The sequence below is a fragment of the Ferruginibacter sp. genome (assembly GCF_014377975.1).
Lineage (GTDB): Bacteria > Bacteroidota > Bacteroidia > Chitinophagales > Chitinophagaceae > Ferruginibacter.
The window spans coordinates 1-23,417 of record NZ_JACMOO010000105.1 but is presented as its reverse complement, the minus strand read 5'-3'; the positions used below and the strand labels follow the sequence as shown (position 1 = coordinate 23,417).

Here is a 23,417-nt window from a genome sequence, read left to right as displayed (position 1 = left end):
CAAGCGTACTTTTAAGGAAAGTTGGATTATCCGGCTGTTACTTTAATAATTTTTGATGATGTTAGAAAATGGAACAGAATTAATACTCCTTACAAAATAATATATGATTTTACCAATCGTGGCTTACGGTTCACCGGTTTTAAGAAAAGTTTGCGTTGACATCAAGGAGGATTATCCCGACCTTGAAAAACTAATTGCAGATATGTGGGAAACCATGTCTGCCAGCAATGGCGTGGGTATTGCTGCCCCTCAGGTGAATAAAGGTATTCGTTTATTTGTAATTGACAGCGAACAGATTTTTAAAAATATGGATGAGGAGGATAATGAAGATTACCCCGATGAACCTGGCTTTAAAGGCGTGTTTATTAACGCCCATATCACCGCATTAAATGGTGAAGAATGGGCTTATACGGAAGGTTGCCTTAGCATACCAAAAATAAGGGAAGATGTAAATCGTAAAGAATCTGTTACCCTTAATTTTGTGGATGAAAATTTTGCCGAACATACTGCTACTTTCAATGGAATTACGGCAAGAGTGATATTACATGAATACGACCATATTGAAGGCAAACTTTTTATTGACTATATCAAACCACTTAAAAGAACTTTATTAAAAAGAAAGCTGGATGATATTTCCAGAGGAAAAGTTCAGGTGGATTACCGCATGGTTTTTCCTAAATAAAATCATCCTTAAAAAAAATCGTTTACAAGAGTTTAAGCAGCAAGTTGCTTATTTGAAGTCATTGGATGGTAAGATTTGGGTGGCTATCTAAACAACGGACAGTAACAAGTAAGTATTTACTGCAATTGTAATAATTTGCAGGTATGATTAAAAAGATACTACCTGTTTTTTTTTGTTTGTTATCAGCCAGCAGCAGCCTGGCGCAGGATAGTGCATTGTTGGTTGGCAAAAAAATTATTACTCTTTCTGAAGTAGTCGTAAATAATAAACTGAATGTACCTGCTTTTATAGACCGTATAAAAAACGATACTACATTTTATAAAGCATTTCGCAACCTGCGCATACTGAATTATGTTTCTATAAATGATATAAGGATGCTTAATAAAGATGGTAATAGTCAGGCATCGCTTTACAGTAAAATCAAACAAATAAGAGACAGTGGCTGCAGGCGCATGGAAGTACTGGAGCAGCAGAGTACAGGCGATTTTTATACCGCAGATAATCAATACAACTATTACACTGCCCAAATGTACGCTTCACTATTTTTTACCAAAGGATCCGTATGCGGAGAAGATAATATTGTAGCCGGAGAAACTTTTAATATAGCGGGTAAAAGCGGTTTAGAAAAGCATAAAGAACAGTTGAAAATATTGTTTTTTAATCCCGGAAAAAAAATAAGCGGCATTCCGTTTATTTCAAATAAAACTTCTATTTATGATGATGATATGGCTGAAGTATACGACATGAGTGTGGATATGGATGAGTACAATAAAACGAATTGTTATATTTTTAAACAAAAAGTTAAAAAGGGGAAAGAAAACAAAGTGGTGGTTGATGAAATGACAACCTGGTTTGACGATAAAACCTTTGAAGTAGTTGCCCGTAATTATAGCCTGAGTTATGATGCCGGGGTATATGATTTTAAAGTGCAAATGGAAGTGCAGATGACACATGCGGGAATTTACCTGGTGCCTGCATTAATACGGTATACCGGTAATTGGAAAGCCATTTTTAAAAAAAGGGAAAGAGGTGTATTTACTGCCACACTGTTTGATTTTAGATGAGTGTGGTAAAGCTTCTTTCTTCATGATTGCATCCTTAACCATAAATTATAAAAAATGCCACAGGCAGCTTATTGAAAATAATACCTTGATGGTTGTTAAGGTAAAGCATGCAGGTAAAGATACAAATCCCGTTTAAATTAATAGTATGAACAGCAGGTTGTACCAGGCAGTACAGTGCAATTAAATGACGCATTTGTAGCACTTTAAAAAAATTAACGGTAGTAATTTTTTTAAAAATGAATTCTGATTGATGTTTATATATTGTATTTTTACAAAATAAACTGATTAGCACTATGAGATTATTTACAATTTGTTTTATACTTTTTACAAATTGCTGTTTTGCACAGCAATGGCAGGTTGAAGTGGGAGGAGGCGTATCAGGTTATAATGGTGATTTATCCAGGGCAGCGGTAAACTTTAAAACCTTAGGACCTTCTTTTTGTGCCAATTTAAAATATATGCTGCCTAACAATTTTCTTGTACTAAGAGGGGGTATAAGTTATGGAAAAATACAGGGTAATGATAAGGATAATAAGGATCCCAATCTGGTATCAAGAAACCTGAATTTTAAAAGTAATATACTGGAAGGGAGTTTGATTATGGAAGTGAACCTGGTAGACCCAACAGTATACGACGGATTGCCTTACCTGTTTGCCGGGGTGGGTGTCTTTCATTTTAATCCTTATACATACGATCATAATAACACTAAAATATTATTACAACGATTGGGTACCGAAGGCCAGGGACTATCTGAATATCCCAACCGATTAATGTATTCGCGTGTAAAAGTTTGTATTCCTTTCGGCTTAGGGTGGAAATTTCAGGTGAACGATAAGGTTGAATTTATTTACGAACTCGGTTTTCGCTATACTAATACAGATTACCTGGATGATGTTAGCAGCTTTTATGCAGACCCACAGGTACTACTTGCTAAAAGAGGCGCAGAAGCTGCAGAACTGGCTTTCCGCGGAAGTGGGTCTTCTGCCGGTATTGCAGGACATATCAGAGGAAACCCGGATTCGAAAGATTGGTATTACATGACAGGTATAAAAGTTTGTTTTAAATTTGGAGAAATATTTTCTTACAATCAGTAAATCTGTTTCTCTAAATTTTAAATATATATATTTTAGCTGTTAGAGTTTTTTATACTTTTAATCATTCATAAAAAAGAGCATCCCACCAAAATATTTTTATAGACGTCGTCTTGGAATTTATTTAAAAAATTACGCTCGTCGTTACATATTTAAACATGCAAAATAAGTAGCACCCAGCAACGGAGCTTTTTCATTCAATATTACATAAACTGTAACTTCTTTCAGCAATAGGCTCATCCGGCCACTTTTGTTAAATACATCTTTCCATGTGCCGGGGTTAAGTAGCGACAATAGTTTAGGAGCAATACCACCTGCAAGGTAAAGTCCACCCGTAGCTTTTAATTTTAAAATAAGGTTTACAGCCTCGGTTGCGAGATAGCGGTTAAACATTTCTATGGTTTCCATACAAACGGGGCATTTGCCTTCCAATGCGGCTTTACTGATAACTGGTGCAGGATCAGTATTTTCCATTTGTTGTAATAACCAGCCGGGTATTTCCTTTTTTTCAACCTGGGTAAGGTATTGCCAAATGGTGTAAATGCCGTTGCCGCTCAGCAGTCTTTCCCAGCTTACACGTTCATGCCTGTTTAGTAAAAAAGTTAATACCTCAATGTCTCTTGCAGAGCGTGGAGCAAAGTCGCTATGGCCACCTTCTGTTGCAAAAGGGTGGTAATGTTTGCCATCAAAAAATAAACCAGCTTCCCCCAAACCCGTTCCTGCAGCGAGTATGGCAATATTTCCAGGTGTTTCACTGGCGCCTTTATATAATACGTTCAGCTCTTGCTCCTTAAGGCCGGCTAATCCAAACGCAGTAGATTCAAGGTCGTTTAAAATTGTAACAGGGCTGCCACCGACATGGCGGCTCACTTCTTCGCTATCAATATTCCAGCTTAGATTTGTAAACTTTACTTTACCATCTATTACAGGCCCGGCCACAGAAAAACAAATTTTATCTGGATGTTGCTGGCCCTCCAAAAAGTGCGTAAGAATAGCGGTAAATGAATCGAAGTCATTGGTGGTATACCGCTCTTCTTTAATTGTCTCGAGCCCGTTTACTGAGTACCGGCTCAGTAACATATTGGCTTTTGTACCACCAACATCACCCGCTAAAATGATAGTTTCTGCGTTGTTTACAGTACTGGGGTTGTTAAAAGCAATGGGGATAAGCAATTTTAAATTCATAATAATTTGAAGTTAATTAAAAAATCAAACCCGTTTGTTTTTTTATTATTTTGAAATTGGAATATTTTTTCAAAAGTAATTATTGGAACAGGAATATTCTTTCAGTGGCTTTAAAATTTTTCAATTTAATAATTATCTTTCTAAAAAATCATTTAGTAAATTATTCAACAATGGTTTAATACTTTTTTGATTCCTCTATTTTTTAATTAGCCTGGTGGAATAAAAATTTTGTTTTGATCAACTACGGTAAAATATTTTTTGGGGCTATCGGTGGAGATGTTGCGAATGTAAAAGATTTGCAAATAGTGGATGGAGTTATTACTCCTTGCCGGTTGAGCGCACAAATTTTAAAGTTACCGCAGCAACCAATGCGGCATTGGTGCAATGTACTACCTCACAAGAAATGTATAGCCGCGATTTTACTATTCAGTGTAACAACGATGTCCTGCATTTTGAATAAGGACCTGTAGCGGCTAAAGGTAACACAGCTAACAGCCATGGATATGCATTTACAGATAAGGATATTCTTAACAGTGGCAAGAGAGTATTACATTACCGGTTGCTTACAATTGATAATGATGGAAAGCAGGAATTATGCAATAATAAAAATTAACCGGACTGAGTGCAAGTCATCAATGAATTTAATAATAACGTATCTTCAATTTTACCTATAAAAAAGTCATTAAAATATTTGTATGAGAAAAAGTATTACTGCTGCGGGATTAATGTTATTGTTTATTACCCTTTCATTTGCAGCATGGGCACAATCAGATAGTATTGCTGCTACTATTGCACAAAAGTTGGCTACAAAGCACAGCATTAAAATAGACAATAAGCTGGTAAGTTATACCGCTACTGTGGGAACTCTTATTTTGAAGAATGAAAAAGATGAACTCATTGCTTCCATCGGATATACAGCTTATACCAAAGACGGCGAAACAGATAATAGCAAAAGACCTGTAACCTTTTCTTATAACGGGGGACCTGGCTCTTCTTCCATGTGGCTGCACATGGGTATTATGGGGCCAAGAAGGGTGGTGGTAAATGATCCGTTGCCCAACGGACCTGCTCCGTATAAAGTAGAAGATAATAATTATTCTATTTTAGATGTGTCAGATATTGTAATGATTGATCCTGTGGGAACCGGTTTTAGCCGGGCCATTGGCAAGGCAAAAAATATTGATTTTTGGGGTGTTGACCCGGATATAAAATCAATCAGTCAATTCATTAAAAACTATGTACATGAAAATGAAAGATGGAACTCACCTAAATATTTACTGGGCGAAAGTTATGGTACTTTCCGCTCTGCCGGGGTAGCAGATTACCTTCAGGAACATTTTGGTATTTCTGTAAATGGTGTGGTACTGGTATCAAGTGTTCTAGACATCCGTACTCTTTCATTTCAACCTACTGATGACTTGTCTTTTATTGTAAATCTTCCTACCTATGCCGCCACTTCCTGGTACCATAATAAACTGGCAAATAAGCCTGCCAGTCTGGATGCGTTTTTAAAAGAAGTAAGGACTTTTGCATTTGGTGAGTATGCCTCCGCATTACTTAAAGGTGACGAGTTAAGTGAAGAGGAAAAAAATAAAATTGCAGACAAGCTGGTGAGTTATACCGGTCTTGGTAAAGATTATTGGGAGAAGGCTAATTTGAGGGTAGTACAACCACAGTTTTCACAGGAATTATTGCGTGGGACAGAGGAAATTGCAGGTCGTTTGGATTCACGTTACAAAGGCATTTCGCAGGATCAGCTAAGCGAATATGCTTTTAATGATCCCCAATCGTCTGACATCAGCCCGGCATTTATTTCGGCCTTTATGAATTATTATACCACTGAATTAAAGGTTAGCAAAGATAAAAACTATAATACCGGGGCCTATGTTTTTCCTGATTTTAAATGGGACTGGAAGCATACCCGCAGCAATGGTTTTTTTGGTGATGCATCTACACCTAATACTGCCCCTGATTTAAAAAATGCCATGTCAACAAATCCGCGGATGAAGATAATGGTATTAAATGGGCTGTATGATTTGGCAACTCCATTTGCAGGTACCGAATATACATTCGATCATTTAGGATTGAATAAAAAAATACGAAACAATATTACTATGAAATACTATGAAGCCGGGCACATGATGTACATCCTAAATACGGCAGCAGCTGCATTTAAAAAAGATGTGGCCGAGTTTATTACAACTTCATCAAAATAAAACAGCTTTTTTATTATAAAATCTTTAATGGAAATAATACCACACAAAATCGTTAGCCAATATCATTTTTATTTTCGCTGTACTTTCTCCATTTTTCAATAACTGCCAGCATATCATCGGGTAAAAAACTTTCAAACAATATGGGTTGTTTGGTAGCAGGATGTATAAAGCCCAGTTCTTTAGCGTGTAAAGCCTGCCGTTGGCAAAGTGCAAAACAATTATCTACAAATTGCTTATACTTGCTGAAGATGGTGCCCTTTACAATTTTATCTCCACCATAAAAGTCATCGTTGAACAAAGGGTGACCAATGAATTGCATGTGTACCCGTATCTGGTGCGTACGGCCGGTTTCAAGGCGGCACTCTACCAGGGTTACATAATTAAAACGTTCCAGTACTTTGTAATGGGTGATGGCTTCTTTGCCATATTCCCCGTCGGGGTAGGTAGTAAATAATTTTCTAAAACGCTGGTGACGGCCAACATGGCCACGGATGGTGCCTTCGTTTTCTTCAAAATCGCCCCATACCAGTGCTATGTAGCGACGGTGTACTGTATGATTAAAAAATTGTTTGGCCAGGTCCGTCATAGCCCTGGGGGTTTTTGCTAACACCAGTAAACCCGTTGTATTTTTATCTATGCGGTGTACCATGCCAAAACGGGGTAACCCATTTTCTTCGAGCTGCGGATTTTGTTGTTTTAAATAATACGCAACACCATTTATCAAAGTGCCGCTGGGATTACCGCTGCCGGGATGTACCACCAGACCAGCTGGTTTGTTGATCAGTAAAATATCTTCATCCTCAAACACAATATTCAGCGGAATATCTTCAGGAATGATATCATTACTTTCGGGATGGCGGTTATCGAAAACGACAATTTTGTCGTAGGGCTTTACTTTGTAGTTGGCCTTTACAGGTTTATCATTTACCAGCACCATTTCATTATCAATACCCTGCTGAATTTTGTTTCGGGTAGCACCTTCAATCCGGAGCATTAAAAATTTATCAATACGCAGCGCCTCCTGCCCTTTGGCAATTTCAATTGTTAATCTTTCATACAACTCTTCGCTTTCCTGCAAGTCTTCTTCGGTCGTTAATTCGTTCGTCATTGTTATTTTGTTAAACCCCTTTTTATTAAATGATAATTAATAGTTATTTAAATGAAAAATATTCTTTACACCCTGAGTTAAATTTTAATTATTACAGTTGATAGCGGATGGTTAGGTTTTTATCAACGGTTTTAATAAATATCTAACACCTGGTACAGACTGTTCGGTACTAATCCTGCATTCAATTAACTTTGCAAAATAAACTAATTACATTGGATAAGCAGATAGTATTGTTTAAAGATTTGGGTTTGATTGATTACAAATTGGCCTGGGATTACCAGGAAAAACTGTTTCAGCAAAATGTGAGTATTAAATCTGTTTTGCGAAGTATAGAAACGGGAGATAGTACTCTACCAACTGCGAATGTAAATAAATTTCCTGGTGCCTTGCTGCAAGCTGTTAATATTCCTTCAACAAAACACTATTTTATCATCTGCGAACATCCGCCGGTATTGACTTTGGGTAAAAGCGGTGCTGTAGAAAATATTTTAATTAGTGAAGAAGAAATGTCCAATAGAGGAATTCAATATTTTAAAACCAACCGGGGAGGGGACATCACTTTTCACGGCCCACAGCAAATTGTTGGATATCCCATTCTTGATCTTGATAAATTTTACACAGATATCGGTAAATATCTTCGTGCACTGGAGGAAGTTATTATTCTTACCATGCACGAATATGGTTTAAAAGGAGAACGTAGCAAAGGTGAAACAGGTGTTTGGCTTGATGCAGGTGTACCCGGCAAAGAAAGGAAAATCTGCGCTATGGGTGTACGTTGCAGCCGCTGGATTACCATGCATGGTTTTGCTTTTAATGTTAACACAGACCTTTCGTATTTTAATACCATTATACCCTGTGGCATACAAAACAAGAAAGTTACTTCCCTGCAAAAAGAATTTAATATGGCAATGAATTTTGAGGAAGTAAAATATAAAGTAAAAGTAAATTTTGAAAAAGTATTTGGTGTTCAGTTAAAACAATATTAATAATTAGCTGATGTGCTTATGAAAGCAACGATTTGTAAAATGAAGATCATACGGTTTTGTCATCAGCAAATAATGGAAGTAGCACAGTAGCAAATTATTTAGAAATCATCGCTGTTCACCGGCAACCGGCTTTTTTGTTTCAGAAGGTGGAGGCCCCGCCCAGCCATCTTTAGCAATATAAAATTTATATTTCTCCAGCAAAATACCGTCATCGTACAAGTGATAATAAAACCAGCCGGTATGTAAAAAATTTACTTTTTCCACAATTAGGAAAGGTTCTTTTATTTTTTTAATTTCAAATACCGGCCTGTCTTTATCATCAAAAAAATACAGTGAAAAATGCTGTGTACCTGCATCTGGTAAACTAACAATCAGGTTGTTTTCTTTATTGGAATAAATAAATTTACTGGGTACAAAACCCTGCGGAACTCTAGGTTTTACGGGCTTTTTTGATGCGGGTAACAAATTTTCTTCTACCGTAGTTAATGGAACAGTACCAGAAGTTGTAAAGTCACCCAATGCATCCCTTATACCCTGTACATCTTTTGCCTGTTGTTTAAAAGTATCAATCACGGGTTTGTGCGAACGTGAAAAGATATAGGTGCCCCCTTCGAATGCAACAAATACACGGTAAAACATATTTGGGTTGATTGCCTTACTGTCTACATAACCATTTTCTTTGCTCATTGGATTAAGTACTGTTCCGATGGTAATAAAATTTTTAACACTATCAAAGGATCGCTGAATATTAATATTACTGATGTTAGCACCATAATTATTTTTCCAGCTGACGATGATCTGGTTGCTGATATTTTTTACAGAAATGCGTGGCAATGTATCCTGTCCAAAACACCTGCCGGTAAAGGCACCAGTAATGATAATAAAGGATAATAAAAATATGCGCATAACTTTTTTTGGAAGCAGGAGGAGATCAAATGTATGATTGGTAAAGATAACAAGCTGTTAAATGAAATTAGAAAATTAAAGTTCCGGCTGGTAAAGACGAATTGCCCTGTAAACCACCTGTGTGAAGGCAGGTGATTATACTGCCAGGAGGAAAAAAATCTTTTTCAATATTGTCCATCACTGCAAACATCATTTTTGCTGTATATACAAAATCTGTGGGGATGTTATTTTGTTTATACAGGTTGTTCATGAACTGTATTAATGCCGGTGTTTTTTTTGCATAGCCACCAAAATGATATTCATTCATTAATTGATAAGTGCCGGTTTTGTTTGTTAAGTATTCAACTCTTTCATCAATATCGGTCATGCCTTTTAATACGGGTATTCCAATTACCTGCTGGTGTTTTTTAGCACCGGTAATTAACCCAGCCAGTGTGGTAACCGTACCCAATGCGCTACAAATATGAGTAGTACTATCATCAATCAATTCAGTTATCAAAGCTGCGCCTGCCGCTCCTTTTGGATGGTAGCCTCCTTCAGGCACCCAACCATATTTTTTCCATTTATCGGTAAAACTTTCAACAAAATCTGCGGTATCCTTTTTAGCATAAATTGCTCTTGGTAAAAAATGTAGTTGCATGTCATACTCCATACAAGCCTTTAGAGTAGAAGACAGGATTGCCGGCTTTTCTCCTCTCACCAAACCAATGCATTTTAGCCCGGCGCTTTTACAGGCGTATGCCGTTGCCACCAGGTGATTGGAATACGCTCCGCCAAATGTAATTATACCGGGCAGTGAGTATGTCAACGCATCCTGTAAAAAATAATGCAGCTTAAACAGTTTATTACCCGAAACAACCGGATGAACTTTATCAAGTCTTAAAATGTGCAGGCTTACTTTTTTTTTAGTGAGGCAATCGTTTGCAATAACGTCACGTGAAATATTTGCAATGTCAAAAAGCATTTTATAAAGCTATTAGATTATTTTCGCCATAACAATATAATTCAATGTTAGTTACTGGGATGTTTTAGATAACATTAAATTACAATTCCTACACCTCCTGTTATAAGCAGGAACAAATTTAATAAAAGATGAAACCAACTTTGGTAATATTAGCGGCAGGAATGGCCAGCCGTTACGGCAGTATGAAACAGGTTCAGGGTTTTGGCCCAAGCGGGGAAACCATCATGGAGTATTCTATTTATGATGCAATCCGTGCAGGATTTGGCAAAGTTGTGTTTATTATCCGCGAAGAGTTTCTGGATATGTTTAAAGACAATTTTGCTGCTAAACTAAATGGTAAAATTGAAGTTGAATTTGCGTTTCAGGAACTGTCAAAATTTGTTGGTAACCGGCAGATACCAGCGGAAAGGAAAAAGCCATGGGGCACTGCACACGCTGTGCTTTGTTGTAAAGATATAGTGAAGGAACCCTTCGCTGTTATAAATGCGGATGATTTTTATGGCCGGGATGGATTTGAAAAAGCTGTAAGTTTTTTAACTGCAAAAGTGTCGAAAGATAATTATGCTATCATTGGATATGAGTTAAAGAAAACCTTAAGCGACAATGGTAGTGTAAGCCGCGGTGTTTGCAATGTGGATGAAGAGGGTAACCTGGTTGATATAAATGAGCGTACAAATATTTACCGGAATGAGCAGGGTATCATTACTTATGAAGATGAAAAGGGGTTGCATGAAGTAAGTGAAGATTCTAGTGTGAGTATGAATTTTTTCGCATTTTCTCCTAATTTTATCACACAAAGCGAAAATTATTTCGGGGAATTTTTAGACAGGGAATTACATAATCCAAAAGGCGAATTTTTTATCCCGCTGGTGGTAGATAAAGTGGTGAAAAATAAAGAAGGCAATGTAAAAGTAATACCTACTTCTGCGCAATGGTTTGGGGTAACGTACAAAGAAGATGCTCCCGAAGTGAAGGCCAGCGTCGACAAGCTGGTAACTGATGGAGAATATCCATCCAATTTATGGGCTTAATTTTTTTATAGGGTGCCTTATTTTTAAATAAAATATTTTATAAACAAAGTGTAAAGTATTTTATTTGAAGGTTTTGAGCCAGGTTAAAATGCAGATTGGTATTATTTAAAAATGGCCAATGATTGATAGTTTACCTGAGTAATAACCATTATTTTTTTATTCGGAAAAGCATTTACCTGCTAAAATAAAAAAGCGCCCTTTGCAACAAGGACGCCTTTTTATTTTAGGGATTTAATTTTTTAGTTACCAACAACCATGTACACAAAATCTTCCATTTTTTTAACCTGTTGTACTCTTTCCAATCCTTTTAAATTTGCATTTGCAGGCGTCTTTATAAGTGAATATTTTTCGTTTTTTTCTTTTACTTTATCCAGCAGTTTAAAAATATTTTTCGATTTCACTGCATATACCACACCATCAGCTTTTGAATCTTTGGCAGTAATAATACCAATAATTTCTCCGTTACGATTTATAACCGGGCCACCACTGTTACCAGGATTGGCCGATACTGTTAACTGGTAAGAAGTAGTATCTCCGTCATTGCCTGACTTAGCACTCACATATCCTTCGCCATAAACAATTTCATTTCGTGGAAAACCCAATGTAAAAAATTGTTCACCCAAATCGGAATTATTTTTTTTAATGCTGTAAGGCAAGTTGGTTACCGCTTTAAAAGAAGTATCATTGATTTTTAAAATTGCCAGATCAACTGTGTTATCGGTTAACACAGACACCGCATTGTAATACTGACCCTTGGTATTTTCAATATAAATATTTTTCATTTTATTAATAACATGGGCGTTGGTAACCAGGTACCCCTTGCCATCAATTAAAAACCCGGTTCCCCGAAAATCTACTTTAGGTTCAGGTTTCTGTGTTATTGCAGGCAAGCTGTTTTTACTTTTTAAAAATATTACTTCTCTGTTAGTTTTTGTTATTTCTTTTACAAGTGCAACGTAATTTTCATTGCCATATTTTTTGGTATAAGTTATCATTAGCCCAAGAGTAAGTAAAGAAATAAAACCTGCCATGGAAGCAGCAACCGCCATGCTACGTTTATACTTGTTCCATAAATTTATTACTTTGGCTTTACCAGTAAGGGCAGGTGCTGCAAATAAACCTTCACCGGAAAGTGTAGATTCTACTTCCTGTAATGAATGTTTAAAAGACTTAAAAGTACTGTATGTATCCAACCCCTGTAAAAAATAGGCATGTTCTACTACCAGTTGATCGAGATCCGTATTTTTTTTACGACGATCGTCAAAAATTGCTATTTCCTCCTGGCTCATTTCGCCATTCAGATAACGCTCAACATCTTCTAAAACTAAAATATCTTCCATTTTAATTATGCGTTTTTATATTGTGCAAAAAATATTTTTTTCAATCTAACTAAACACTTGTACTTCTGTGTTTTGGCGTTATCAGCGTTGGTATATCCAAATTCTCCGGCAATTTCAAGCATATTCCTTTTTTTTACATAGTAAGCGTCCAGTAAACTTTTACAAGGCTCTCCAATTTTACCCATGGCGTATTCCATCAAAATAAAATCGTCATTTATCTTTTCATGCTCTTCAATTTCTTCTTCTACCGGTACAGTTTCCTCCAAACTTTCAAGTTGGGAACTAAACTTGCTCAATTGCTGAAGCCTTTTAAGCCACAACCTTCTGCAAATAGAGTAGATATATGTTTTAAGCTGGCAACTCAATAAAAATTCTGCCAACTTCGACTTTTCAAACAACACTACCATTGCTTCCTGAAAAATATCACGGGCATCATCTGCAGAACCACTGTTATTTATTACAAAAGCCTGGATCATGGAATAATTTTGACGATAGATAGTTTCAATAGACTTTTTATCGTTTTCTGCTAATCCCTTTAATAATGATTGATCTTGTTCTATTGTACTCACCAGTCGTGTTTTAATACGTTATTGGCTGCAATAGTAACCCAAAGCAACGAAAAAAAATATTTTAAAAAAAGTTGGGTTACCTTTTTTGTCTGCAGGTATTATGAAGTATAAATAAACAAATTAAAACTCAAAAAATGAAAAAAGTACTTTTCGTATTCGCTATCGCAGCTTCTTTTACAGCTTGCAACAACGCAACTCAAACACCTGCAACAAACTCTATTGATTCTGCAAAAACTGCTGATTCAATCAAAGCTGCGACTCCTGCTATGGATACTGCTGCTAAGAAAATGGATAGTGCTGCAGCTAAAATGGATACTGCTGCGAAGAAAATGAACAAATAAATTAATTCAACTAAGAAATTCTATAACCGGATACTTGATTGTTAGCCTTTAAATACCGGTTCTATATAAAGATTTTCATATGGCAAGCAATCGTTAAAGTCGCCCCTATTCTTAGGGGCGTCTACTTTTTAACTATTTTTCCTGTAAAAAAAATTAAAGCAATAGCATAGTTTCATGATTATTTTTCAAACTATCGCAATATTTATTGAAAAATTATTGGTTATTCAAATTATTGGCCTATTTTCGACTTTCAAATGATAACAGCAACAATTAACGCCCGATTTTATTTTAGTTTCTATTTTAAAAATAGAACGGGAGTCTTTTGTTAAGTACTGAAAAAATAAAAACAGATTAACATAAAAAGAATCCCGGCTAAATAGGTCGGGATTTTTGTTTATAAACCTTTCTAAATAAGAGCAATTAAAAAAATAAGTTTGAAATGAGTTATCAGTACAATTCTGTGAATGTAAAAGAAAATGCTAAAAATGGAATCAACCATAAAGTGTCCATACAAGGGTTTGAGGGATGTTTTCATCAGGAGGCTGCGAGGAACTTTTATGGTAAATCAGTTGAAGTAATTTGTTGTTCAACTTTTAAAGAAGTAGTAGATATTGCAGGAGATGATAAGAAAAGTAATGGCGGGGTAATGGCTATTGAAAATTCTATTGCCGGCAGTATTTTGCCCAATTATAATTTATTGCAAAAAAGTAACCTTACTATTGTTGGAGAAGTTTATTTACAGATCAACCAGCACCTGATGGTAAGCCCAGGTGTTGAACTGGCAGATATAAAGGAAGTGCATTCTCATCCTATGGCTATTCAGCAATGTTTTGGCTTTTTAGATAAATACAACTGGAAGTTGGTAGAAAAAGAAGACACTGCATTAAGTGCCAAACAGGTGCATCAACATAGAAGCAAACATGTGGCAGCCATAGCAAGCAAACTGGCGGCAGAAATTTATGATCTACATATAATTGCTCCTAATATCCATACGCTAAAGAATAACTACACCCGGTTTTTAGTATTGCAAAAATCTGGGAATACAAAGGAAATAATGAATGCAAATAAGGCTTCCATTAATTTTCATACAGACCATTCAAAAGGAAGTTTGGTAAAGGTATTGGCAAAAATTGCTGATGCCGGTATTAATTTGAGCAAGCTTCAATCTTTTCCTATTCCAGGCAGCGATTTTAAATATTCTTTTCATGCAGATGTTGAATTTGACGCTGTTGAACAATTTTATAGTGTGATAAAAAAAGTAGAATCCATAACAGAAGAAATAAAAATATATGGCATCTATAAAAATGGTAAAGTTTTACCGTCGCCTGTTGCAAAAGTTCAACAAATGATAAAAGCAAAGAAATAAAATAGCAACAAATTTTAATAAGTTATATAGATTCCTGAATGAATAACGAAACGATTTTAAACCAAACAGCAATATTAAAAACTACTGCATCTTTTACCAGTGAAGTGATTGACATGCCTGTTGCCAACCGGCTGGAAGGAATTGGCGAATACTATTTTTCTCAAAAATTAAGAGAAATAGATGAATTGAACAGGGCAGGTAAGCAGATAATTAATTTGGGAATAGGAAGTCCTGATTTACCCCCTCATCCAGACGTGATACAAACATTACATGAAGAAGCCATGAAGCCCAATCAGCATGGATATCAGAATTATAAAGGCAGCCCCGTTTTACGTAATGCAGTAGCCGTGTGGTATAAAAATTGGTATAATGTAACCTTAAATGCTGAAACTGAAATATTGCCGTTAATCGGCAGCAAAGAAGGCATCATGCATATTTGCATGACTTATTTAAACCCTGGCGATCTTGTATTAATTCCAAACCCCGGTTATCCAACTTATAAAAGTGCATTAAAAATTGCAGGTGCTACCGCAGTAGAATATACATTGACAAAGGAAAATAACTGGTATCCCGATTTTGCAACATTGGAAACGACAGACCTGCAAAATGTAAAGCTGATGTTTGTAAATTATCCTCAAATGCCAACAGGGCAACTGCCAACGAAAGAGCTGTTTATTCAATTGGTTGCCTTTGCAAAAAAGCATCATATTTTATTGGTACATGATAATCCATACAGCTTTATTTTAAACGATGCGCCAATGAGTTTACTGAGCACGGATGGTGCAATGGACGTAGCAATTGAATTAAATAGTTTGAGCAAGAGCCACAATATGGCTGGATGGAGAATTGGTGTACTGGCAGGTGCCAAACAAAGAATTGATGAAGTGCTGCGTTTTAAAAGCAACATGGATAGTGGAATGTTTTTACCATTGCAATTGGCAGCAGCAAAGGCCTTGCAATTGCCGGTAAGCTTTCATGATGAAGTAAATAATTTATACCGTACAAGAAGAAAAAAAGTAGTTGAATTGCTGCAATTATTGCACTGTAATTTTGATGAAAACCAGGCAGGTTTATTTATGTGGGCTGCCATTCCGCAAGGGTATAAAGATGGCTATGCACTCAGTGATAAAGTATTGTATGAATCAGGTGTGTTTATTACACCCGGTGGTATTTTTGGCAGCGCAGGTGATGCGTATGTAAGAGTAAGTTTATGCAGCAACGAAGAAAAAATAGCTGAAGCAATTGAGCGGATTAAAAAAACACTTTAAACAGGTAACAACAGCAGGGTGCATAAAATTTAGCAAAGATTTTTTATAAAAAATGGAAGATAAGGAACAGATCAGCAAAACAAATATTTCATCAGCATTCATGCAAGCTTCGCCGCTGGCGGATCTGAATAAAAAAGGAATGGTTGTTACCATTGTGGGCGTAGGTTTAATAAGCGGTTCATTTGCATTGGCTCTGAAGGATAAAGGCTTTGCAAAAAAAATAATTGGCGTAAGCAGAACCGAAGCAAGTCTGCAAAAGGCAAAGGCGCTTGGAATTATAGATGAAGCCCTGCCACTGGAAGAAGCGGTAAAGCAAAGTGATTTTATTTATGTTGCCATACCAGTAGATGCAACCGTAGTGGTGATGCAACAAATAATGGATTTGATAACCGATCAACAAATGGTGGCAGATGCAGGTTCCACCAAATTTGTTTTGTGCGATGCACTGAAAGACCATCCGATGCGGAACCGGTTTATTGCTACCCATCCTATGTGGGGAACAGAATACAGTGGCCCCGAAGCCGCTGTGAGAGGGGCTTTTGAAGGACGGGTATGTGTAATATGCGAAAAAGAAAAAACGGATGCTGATGTAGTAATTTCTGTTGAAAATATTTACAGATCATTTGGTATGAACATCGTTTATATGGATGCCCATAGTCATGATATTCATGCCGCCTATATCAGTCATATATCGCATATCACTTCGTTTGCGCTTGCCAATACAGTGCTGGAAAAGGAAAAAGAAGATGAAGCTATTTTTGCTTTGGCAGGTGGTGGTTTTGAAAGTACGGTGCGGTTGGCAAAAAGTAACTCTGCCATGTGGGCGCCCATTTTTATGCAGAACAGGGAAAATGTGCTGGATGTATTAAATGAACACATTACCCAGTTAAGAAAATTTAAGGCAAGTCTTGAAAAGGAAAACCTGGAATATTTAACAGAGCTGATGGAAAATGCGAATAAGATAAAAAGGATTTTTCAGTAATTTTTTGTGTAATAATTTTTAGGGAAGTGTAAGAAGCGGAGATTGGTCAAATAAGGAAGTTATAATTTTTGCCAGGTTGGAGTCCCCTCCGATCTCCAGATGGCAAATGAAATTTCTTTGGCCGCGGTTTGTCTCTTCATTAACCGCAAAATGGGAAATGAAAATTCTATTTTTAGACAGCTTTTAAGGAATAGAAAGCATTATTATTTATTAATTAAAAAAAACCGGTTACACAATATAGTAACTGCACAAACAGGATGAATAAATGTTGGTAACAAAAACTAATTTTACAATGCAAACAGAAATTAAAACAATGAAACAGTTAATGCAGGAAAAATGGAACAAACGTCCATTAATTATCAGTGGCCCATGCAGTGCCGAGACAGAAGAGCAGGTGATTGAAACAGCTACGCGGCTTGCCAAAACCGGTAAGGTAGATGTATTGCGTGCAGGTATCTGGAAGCCCCGTACAAAACCCGGTTTGTTTGAAGGGATTGGCGCCAAAGGTTTGTCATGGTTGGCCCAGGCAAAAAAAATAACCGGGTTGCCAACTACTGTAGAAGTAGCCACAGCAAAACATGTAGAAGATGCATTGCATTTTGATACCGACATGCTTTGGATTGGTGCCAGAACGACTGTTAACCCATTTAGTGTTCAGGAAGTGGCAGATGCATTGCGTGGTGTGGATGTTCCTGTACTGATAAAAAATCCAATTAATCCTGACCTTGAATTATGGACGGGCGCCATTGAACGTATTCAGAAAGCCGGAATTAAACAGGTAGGAATGATACATCGTGGCTTTTCCAATTATGGAAATACAGAATACCGAAATGCTCCAATGTGGCATTTGCCCATTGAAATGAAACGTCGTTTTCCTGAAATGATTTTAATTTGCGATCCTTCGCATATTTGTGGTAACAGAACCAATCTGCAATCCATCTCACAAAAAAGTATTGATCTTGATTTTGACGGCGTAATGATTGAAAGCCATATTGATCCGGATAATGCGTGGAGTGATGCCAAACAACAAATAACTCCGGAACGTTTGGCAGAAATGCTGGATGCATTGATCTGGCGTTCGGAAGGTACCGACAAGCAGGAGTTTATAACGGCGCTGGCTACTTTAAGAGAACAGATCAATCATGTAGATGACGAATTGCTTGCGTTGATTGCACAGCGTATGAAAATTGCGGACAAAATAGGAGCGTACAAAAGAGAAAATAATATTACCATTTTACAAACCAACCGCTGGAATGATATTTTGCAAAAAGCAATTAACAAAGGAGATAAGCTTGGCCTGAGCCAGGATTTTATTACAAAATATTTTGATGCGGTACATCTGGAAAGTATCAACCATCAAAACAAGGTGATGAATAGTTAGATTTTTTGCCACCGGAGGCTTTATTGCTTTATATTATTAAGCCCCCCTCGTGTATTAAAAGCTTAAACTTTTAAATAAAAAGCTTTTGTCAAATAGCTAAGTATGTTATGAAAACTATAAAAGTTTCTTCTTTATCAGGTTCCGCAGAAGCGCTTCCAGCCGGTGGAAATTTTGACGGTGTATATTATTTTGATGCAGCATTTTCTTACCTGGAACAAATTGTTTCCAGGTTAAAAACCATTTTAATAACAGATGCCAATATATTTCAAAATCATCCGCAATTGTTTGATGGCTGGCAAACCATCGTATTGCCTGCCGGCGAAGAACATAAGCAGCAGGCTACTGTGGATTATATTATTGGGGAACTGATAGCTAAAGGTGCCGACCGGAGTACTTTTATTGTTGGAGTTGGCGGTGGCGTAGTTACGGATATCAGTGGTTATGCTGCCGGGATTTACATGCGGGGTTTAAAATTTGGTTTTATTCCTACTACTATCCTTGCCATGGTAGACGCGTCTATCGGCGGCAAAAATGGAGTGGATGTAGGCATCTATAAAAATTTAGCAGGGCTCATCAAACAACCGGAATTTTTATTGTTTGATTATTCGTTGTTACAAACATTACCCGCTGATCAATGGATCAATGGTTTTGCTGAAGTGGTTAAACATGCCTGCATTAAAGATGCAGATTTGTTTGCATTACTGCAAAAAGAATCTATCGAAAATTTTAAAGCCGATAAAATTAAGCTGGCTGCCTTGATTGAAAAAAATGTGCAGATAAAAACAACAGTAGTGGTAAATGATGAATTTGAACAGGGCGACAGAAAGCTGTTAAACTTTGGTCATACCCTGGGTCATGCTATTGAAAATATGTATCTTCTTCCACACGGCCATGCCGTTAGTATTGGCATGGTAGCAGCGGCTGTAATTTCAGAATCTATCAATGATTTTCCTGCCGGGGAAACTCAAAAAATAAGAGACTTATTGGAAAAATATCACCTGCCTACGCAATTTGATTTTGATAAAGAAAAAATCTGGGACGTATTAAAAATGGATAAAAAACGAGCCGGTAACTCAATGAATTTTATCCTTCTGAATAAAATCGGCCAGGCAATGATTCAGCCAATTGCTATGAACGAACTGGAAAATTTGATCCATTAAAATGAATACTCCGGATGGCTATTTTCTACAGTTGATAGTAACCCGGTTTTGAAAAGACAAACAGAAAAATCATGATCGTAACCATACAGCCTTCTGCTATTTCGGGTAATATAAATGCACCAACTTCCAAAAGTTCTATGCAACGGGCTTGTGCCGCGGCATTACTAAATAATGGGCAAACTACTATTGAGAATCCCGGGAAAAGTAATGACGATCTTGCTGCCTTGGAAGTAATTAAAATATTGGGCGCCACCATTGTTGCTTCAGCTAATAATTATGTAACCATTTCCAGTAAAGGCATACAGCCAGCCGGTACCGAAATGAATTGCGGCGAAAGTGGCTTGGGTATCAGGATGTTTGCACCCATTGCTGCTTTGAGTAAAAGCCCGATTGTTATAAATGGAACTGGTAGCCTGTCATCAAGGCCAATGAATTTTTTTGATGAAATTTTTCCGCAACTGGATATTAGTATTCAATCCAACAACGGCAAATTACCCATTCAAATACATGGCCCTTTGCAACCAAAAGACATCACCATCGATGGATCATTGAGTTCGCAATTTTTAACTGGTTTATTAATGGCTTATGGTAAGGCAGCTACCAGGCCTGTAACCATTACCGTTATCAATTTAAAAAGTAAACCTTACATAGATCTCACCTTGCAGGTGATGAAACATTTTGGCTACGATGTTACCAACAATAACTACCAATCTTTTTTAATTAATCCTGTTGCGAAAACGGTCAACAATACCATTGAATACACGGTGGAAGGAGATTGGAGTGGCGGTGCATTTTTATTGGTGGCGGCAGCAATAGCAGGAAAGATTACGGTGACAGGTCTGAACACATTGTCAACCCAGGCAGACAAGGCTATTTTACAGGCGTTGATTGATTGTGGCAGCACCATCTCTATACAGGAAAAACAAGTTGAAATTGGATCTCCCGCTGTTGGCAACAGTGCATTAAGAGCTTTTCATTTTGATGCAACCGATTGCCCTGATCTTTTTCCACCACTGGTTGCTTTGGCAGCTTACTGCAATGGTACTACGGTAATTGAAGGTGTCAATCGTTTGGCACATAAAGAGAGCAACCGAGGTTTAACGTTGCAGCAAGAGTTTGGTAAAATGGGAATCACAATAAAATTACAGGACGACCTGATGCTGGTGGAAGGTGGTACTGGCGTAATAGGCGCTCAAGTTCATTCACATCACGATCATCGCATTGCCATGGCTTGTGCGGTGGCGGGTTTAAAAGCAAGTGGGCCAACCATTATTGAAGAAGCTGAAGCCATCAATAAATCTTATCCCGAGTTTTATAAACACTTAAATAAATTACAGGTAACTTTAACTGCAAAAGGTTAACCATGAAAAGGAAAGAAAAATCAGAAGTAAAAATGCTGATTGAAATAGGAAAGCTCGCTGGTAAAAAAGCTGCCGAAGAAAATTTTGCTCTTGGCCTTCCCATTGTATACGAAGAGGATGGTTATATTGTAGAAGAGGATAAGAAGGGCAACAAAAAGAAACTTAAAAAAATAAAACCTTTCGTTTTTGACAATGCCAGTTAACAGATTAAGAATTATAGCCGGTCCAAATGGTTCTGGTAAAACTACACTATACTTTTTTTTAAAAGAAAATCTTTCAACAGGAATATGGCTTAATGCGGATGAAATACTGGAACTATTTAAAAAAAAGGGATTTATTGAATATTTGCTTTTAGGTTTTGTATCAACGGTTCAATCTTTCAAAATTTTCTGCAGAAAAAAATCCTCTCAACAATTCATAAAAGCGTTTGGCTTAACGGATGATCTTTCCAATATACATTTTGGAGATTTTGCAGTTACCAATTCCAGTAAATCATTTTCAAATGAACTGGCCGCATTTTTAACCGGTTTTTTTCGATATTATCTCATACAAAAACGGCAATCGATTACTACGGAAACTGTCTTTTCGCACGAATCCAAATTGACTTTTGTTAAGCAGGCACGTAAGAAAAATTTGCGCACGTATCTATATTTTATAGCAACCAGTTCAACTGATATTAATATTTTGCGAATACATTCAAGGGCATATAAAGGTGGTCACAATGTGCCTGAAGAAAAAGTAAAATCAAGATATTCTAAAAGTATTTTATTACTTCAAAAAAGCAGTGCAGTTTTTGACAGGGTATATATTTTTGATAATTCGGATAAGGAAATACAGTTAATTGCATCTTATGAGAACAGCCAATTGGAAAAAGTTTATGCTGACGTAATTCCTGATTGGTTAAATTTTTTATTAAAGTAAAATAAATAACAGGATATGAATAGTATTGGACGTATTTTCCGGGTATCAATTTTTGGTGAGTCGCATGGCGAATGTGTGGGTATAAATATTGATGGTTGCCCGGCAGGCTTATCATTAGGTGTAGATGATTTTACCACTGATATTGATAGAAGAAAAGCTGGCGCCAAAGGTACAACGCCCCGTAAGGAAGCCGATCTTCCCAAAATAATGAATGGTGTTTACAATGGTAAAACAACCGGTGCACCCATCACTGTTTTATTCGATAATACCAATACCCGCAGCGGCGATTATGAAAAGCAACGAGCCGTACCAAGGCCCGGCCATGCGGATTTTGTTGCCACCAAAAAATTTGGCGGCTTTGAAGATTACAGGGGTGGCGGGCATTTCAGCGGAAGGCTGACTGTTTGCCTGGTTGCAGCAGGAGTAGTAGCGAAAAAATTATTAAAAGAAATAAGTATTGCAGCAACCATTTTAGAAATAGGTGGTGAAGCCGATACAGAAGTGGGTTTGCAAAAAGCCATTGATGCCAAAGACACCATCGGCGGCATTGTGGAGTGTAAAGTAAATGGCCTGCCCATCGGTTTGGGCGAGCCGTTCTTTGATTCTGCTGAATCAATGATTGGCCATGCGGTATTTGCCATACCGGCTGTAAGAGGTATTGAATTTGGAACCGGTTTTGCAGCGGCCCGTATGTATGGCAGCCAACACAATGATGCCATAGAAAACAGCACGGGTAAAACAGTTACCAATCACGCAGGTGGCATTGTTGGTGGCATTACCAACAGCAACGAACTGGTGTTTCGCATTGCCATTAAGCCAACTTCCTCCACACCAAAAATTCAGCACACACTCAATGTAGAAACCGGCGAAACAGAAGACTTTTCTGTAAAAGGAAGACACGATCTTTGCATCGCGTTAAGGGTACCCGTTGTGCTGGAAGCCGTAACAGCCTTTGTTTTGGCCGATCTGATGCTGCTGGAACAAAGGATGGGCAGGGTAGTTTAAACGTTTTTTGTCCAGGCTAGAACAACTTCGTGGTGCATCGTTGCATCGCCCTCTTTTACTATTTCAGCTATGTGGTTCTCTTTAAATTTGCTACGGTGTTTATTGTAAACAGCAAGATGGTGAGAGCGGATCAATATGGGTGTTATAAAATAATATTCACCTGCCAATACATCATCAATGCATATTAACCGAATTCGGTTATTGGGCAATCCTAAATAAAATAGAGGATGGGGCCTTTTGCAAACTGTTGCAGAGGGCATTTATGCCGAAGTATTTAGGGTGATAATAGCGGAAATGTATACCTGCATCAAAAAGGTTGTGCTGGATAAATTTGAATGTGCAGGTTCAGCTAAGGGACAATGGAGATACTGCTTAAGATATAAAGACGGTAAAATTTAAACGAGTAATTTCTTATTTGTCAAAATCGCTGAAATCAAGATTTAGCAAAGCATATTTTTTGGGATCGGGCAAACTGTAATGCCACCATTCT

The 23,417-nt window shown here is 37.2% G+C and carries 23 protein-coding genes; 16 read left to right on the top strand and 7 right to left on the bottom strand.

Annotated elements, in window-relative coordinates; all coding sequences use genetic code 11:
- Positions 1–103 precede the first annotated feature (103 nt).
- The 3 genes from def to H7254_RS06220 all read left to right on the top strand — a co-directional run bounded on the left by def (position 104) and on the right by H7254_RS06220 (position 2,840).
- Positions 104–682: a peptide deformylase gene (def, locus tag H7254_RS06230; RefSeq protein WP_301932151.1), complete on the top strand. Its 579-nt coding sequence runs from the start codon at positions 104–106 to the stop codon at positions 680–682.
- A 143-nt stretch (positions 683–825) separates the two neighbouring features.
- Positions 826–1,746: a hypothetical protein gene (locus H7254_RS06225; RefSeq protein ID WP_301932150.1), complete on the top strand. Its 921-nt coding sequence runs from the start codon at positions 826–828 to the stop codon at positions 1,744–1,746.
- Positions 1,747–2,039: 293 nt separating this feature from the next.
- The gene (locus tag H7254_RS06220; protein ID WP_301932149.1) at positions 2,040–2,840 is read left to right on the top strand and encodes a DUF6089 family protein; all 801 of its coding nucleotides are present in this window, start codon (positions 2,040–2,042) and stop codon (positions 2,838–2,840) included.
- A gap of 141 nt (positions 2,841–2,981) precedes the next feature.
- Here the strand turns inward: H7254_RS06220 and glk are convergent, their stop codons facing one another.
- The gene (gene glk / locus H7254_RS06215) at positions 2,982–4,022 is read right to left on the bottom strand and encodes a glucokinase (RefSeq protein ID WP_301932148.1); all 1,041 of its coding nucleotides are present in this window, start codon (positions 4,020–4,022) and stop codon (positions 2,982–2,984) included.
- Positions 4,023–4,717: 695 nt separating this feature from the next.
- Between glk and H7254_RS06210 the strand changes: the two genes are divergently transcribed.
- On the top strand, positions 4,718–6,238 hold the full coding sequence (locus H7254_RS06210) for a S10 family peptidase (protein ID WP_301932147.1): 1,521 nt from the start codon (positions 4,718–4,720) through the stop codon (positions 6,236–6,238).
- Between the two features lie 52 nt (positions 6,239–6,290).
- On the opposite strand, the gene H7254_RS06205 is transcribed toward H7254_RS06210, so the two are convergent.
- Positions 6,291–7,346: an RluA family pseudouridine synthase gene (locus H7254_RS06205; RefSeq protein WP_301920630.1), complete on the bottom strand. Its 1,056-nt coding sequence runs from the start codon at positions 7,344–7,346 to the stop codon at positions 6,291–6,293.
- Positions 7,347–7,558: 212 nt separating this feature from the next.
- Between H7254_RS06205 and lipB the strand changes: the two genes are divergently transcribed.
- Positions 7,559–8,332 (top strand): lipoyl(octanoyl) transferase LipB, encoded by a 774-nt coding sequence (gene lipB / locus H7254_RS06200; RefSeq protein ID WP_301920629.1) that lies wholly within the window; start codon positions 7,559–7,561, stop codon positions 8,330–8,332.
- Between the two features lie 105 nt (positions 8,333–8,437).
- On the opposite strand, the gene H7254_RS06195 is transcribed toward lipB, so the two are convergent.
- Positions 8,438–9,238 carry a hypothetical protein gene (locus H7254_RS06195; protein ID WP_301932146.1) on the bottom strand — a complete coding sequence of 267 codons (801 nt, stop codon included), beginning with the start codon at positions 9,236–9,238 and terminating at the stop codon, positions 8,438–8,440.
- A 67-nt stretch (positions 9,239–9,305) separates the two neighbouring features.
- Positions 9,306–10,202: a 1-aminocyclopropane-1-carboxylate deaminase/D-cysteine desulfhydrase gene (locus tag H7254_RS06190; RefSeq protein ID WP_301932145.1), complete on the bottom strand. Its 897-nt coding sequence runs from the start codon at positions 10,200–10,202 to the stop codon at positions 9,306–9,308.
- Between the two features lie 128 nt (positions 10,203–10,330).
- Between H7254_RS06190 and H7254_RS06185 the strand changes: the two genes are divergently transcribed.
- Positions 10,331–11,233 carry a sugar phosphate nucleotidyltransferase gene (locus tag H7254_RS06185; protein ID WP_301932144.1) on the top strand — a complete coding sequence of 301 codons (903 nt, stop codon included), beginning with the start codon at positions 10,331–10,333 and terminating at the stop codon, positions 11,231–11,233.
- A gap of 239 nt (positions 11,234–11,472) precedes the next feature.
- Here the strand turns inward: H7254_RS06185 and H7254_RS06180 are convergent, their stop codons facing one another.
- Positions 11,473–12,573 carry a S1C family serine protease gene (locus tag H7254_RS06180; RefSeq protein ID WP_301932143.1) on the bottom strand — a complete coding sequence of 367 codons (1,101 nt, stop codon included), beginning with the start codon at positions 12,571–12,573 and terminating at the stop codon, positions 11,473–11,475.
- A 5-nt stretch (positions 12,574–12,578) separates the two neighbouring features.
- Complete coding sequence (locus H7254_RS06175; protein ID WP_301932142.1) at positions 12,579–13,142, bottom strand: RNA polymerase sigma factor; 564 nt, start codon at positions 13,140–13,142, stop codon at positions 12,579–12,581.
- Between the two features lie 134 nt (positions 13,143–13,276).
- Between H7254_RS06175 and H7254_RS06170 the strand changes: the two genes are divergently transcribed.
- The 10 genes from H7254_RS06170 (at position 13,277) to H7254_RS06125 (ending at position 22,927) form a co-directional block, all read left to right on the top strand.
- Positions 13,277–13,483, top strand: a complete 207-nt coding sequence (locus tag H7254_RS06170) for a hypothetical protein (RefSeq protein WP_301932141.1) — start codon at positions 13,277–13,279, stop codon at positions 13,481–13,483.
- A 439-nt stretch (positions 13,484–13,922) separates the two neighbouring features.
- On the top strand, positions 13,923–14,849 hold the full coding sequence (locus H7254_RS06165) for a prephenate dehydratase (RefSeq protein ID WP_301932140.1): 927 nt from the start codon (positions 13,923–13,925) through the stop codon (positions 14,847–14,849).
- Positions 14,850–14,887: 38 nt separating this feature from the next.
- Positions 14,888–16,117, top strand: a complete 1,230-nt coding sequence (locus H7254_RS06160; RefSeq protein WP_301932139.1) for a pyridoxal phosphate-dependent aminotransferase — start codon at positions 14,888–14,890, stop codon at positions 16,115–16,117.
- Positions 16,118–16,169: 52 nt separating this feature from the next.
- On the top strand, positions 16,170–17,099 hold the full coding sequence (locus H7254_RS06155) for a prephenate dehydrogenase (protein ID WP_301932138.1): 930 nt from the start codon (positions 16,170–16,172) through the stop codon (positions 17,097–17,099).
- Between the two features lie 292 nt (positions 17,100–17,391).
- Complete coding sequence (locus H7254_RS06150; protein ID WP_301932137.1) at positions 17,392–18,480, top strand: chorismate mutase; 1,089 nt, start codon at positions 17,392–17,394, stop codon at positions 18,478–18,480.
- 107 nt (positions 18,481–18,587) lie between these two features.
- A complete protein-coding gene (gene aroB / locus H7254_RS06145) occupies positions 18,588–19,640 on the top strand; it encodes a 3-dehydroquinate synthase (RefSeq protein ID WP_301932136.1) in 1,053 nt (350 codons plus the stop codon).
- A gap of 71 nt (positions 19,641–19,711) precedes the next feature.
- Positions 19,712–21,001 (top strand): 3-phosphoshikimate 1-carboxyvinyltransferase, encoded by a 1,290-nt coding sequence (aroA, locus tag H7254_RS06140; RefSeq protein ID WP_301932135.1) that lies wholly within the window; start codon positions 19,712–19,714, stop codon positions 20,999–21,001.
- A gap of 2 nt (positions 21,002–21,003) precedes the next feature.
- Positions 21,004–21,204 (top strand): hypothetical protein, encoded by a 201-nt coding sequence (locus H7254_RS06135; RefSeq protein ID WP_301932134.1) that lies wholly within the window; start codon positions 21,004–21,006, stop codon positions 21,202–21,204.
- A complete protein-coding gene (locus tag H7254_RS06130) occupies positions 21,194–21,922 on the top strand; it encodes an AAA family ATPase (protein ID WP_301932133.1) in 729 nt (242 codons plus the stop codon). Before H7254_RS06135 ends, H7254_RS06130 begins: the two co-directional genes overlap by 11 nt.
- Positions 21,923–21,937: 15 nt before the next feature.
- On the top strand, positions 21,938–22,927 hold the full coding sequence (locus tag H7254_RS06125) for a chorismate synthase (RefSeq protein WP_301932132.1): 990 nt from the start codon (positions 21,938–21,940) through the stop codon (positions 22,925–22,927).
- Here the strand turns inward: H7254_RS06125 and H7254_RS06120 are convergent.
- Positions 22,924–23,136 (bottom strand): hypothetical protein, encoded by a 213-nt coding sequence (locus H7254_RS06120; RefSeq protein WP_301932131.1) that lies wholly within the window; start codon positions 23,134–23,136, stop codon positions 22,924–22,926. The genes H7254_RS06125 and H7254_RS06120 overlap by 4 nt on opposite strands.
- Positions 23,137–23,417 lie beyond the last annotated feature (281 nt).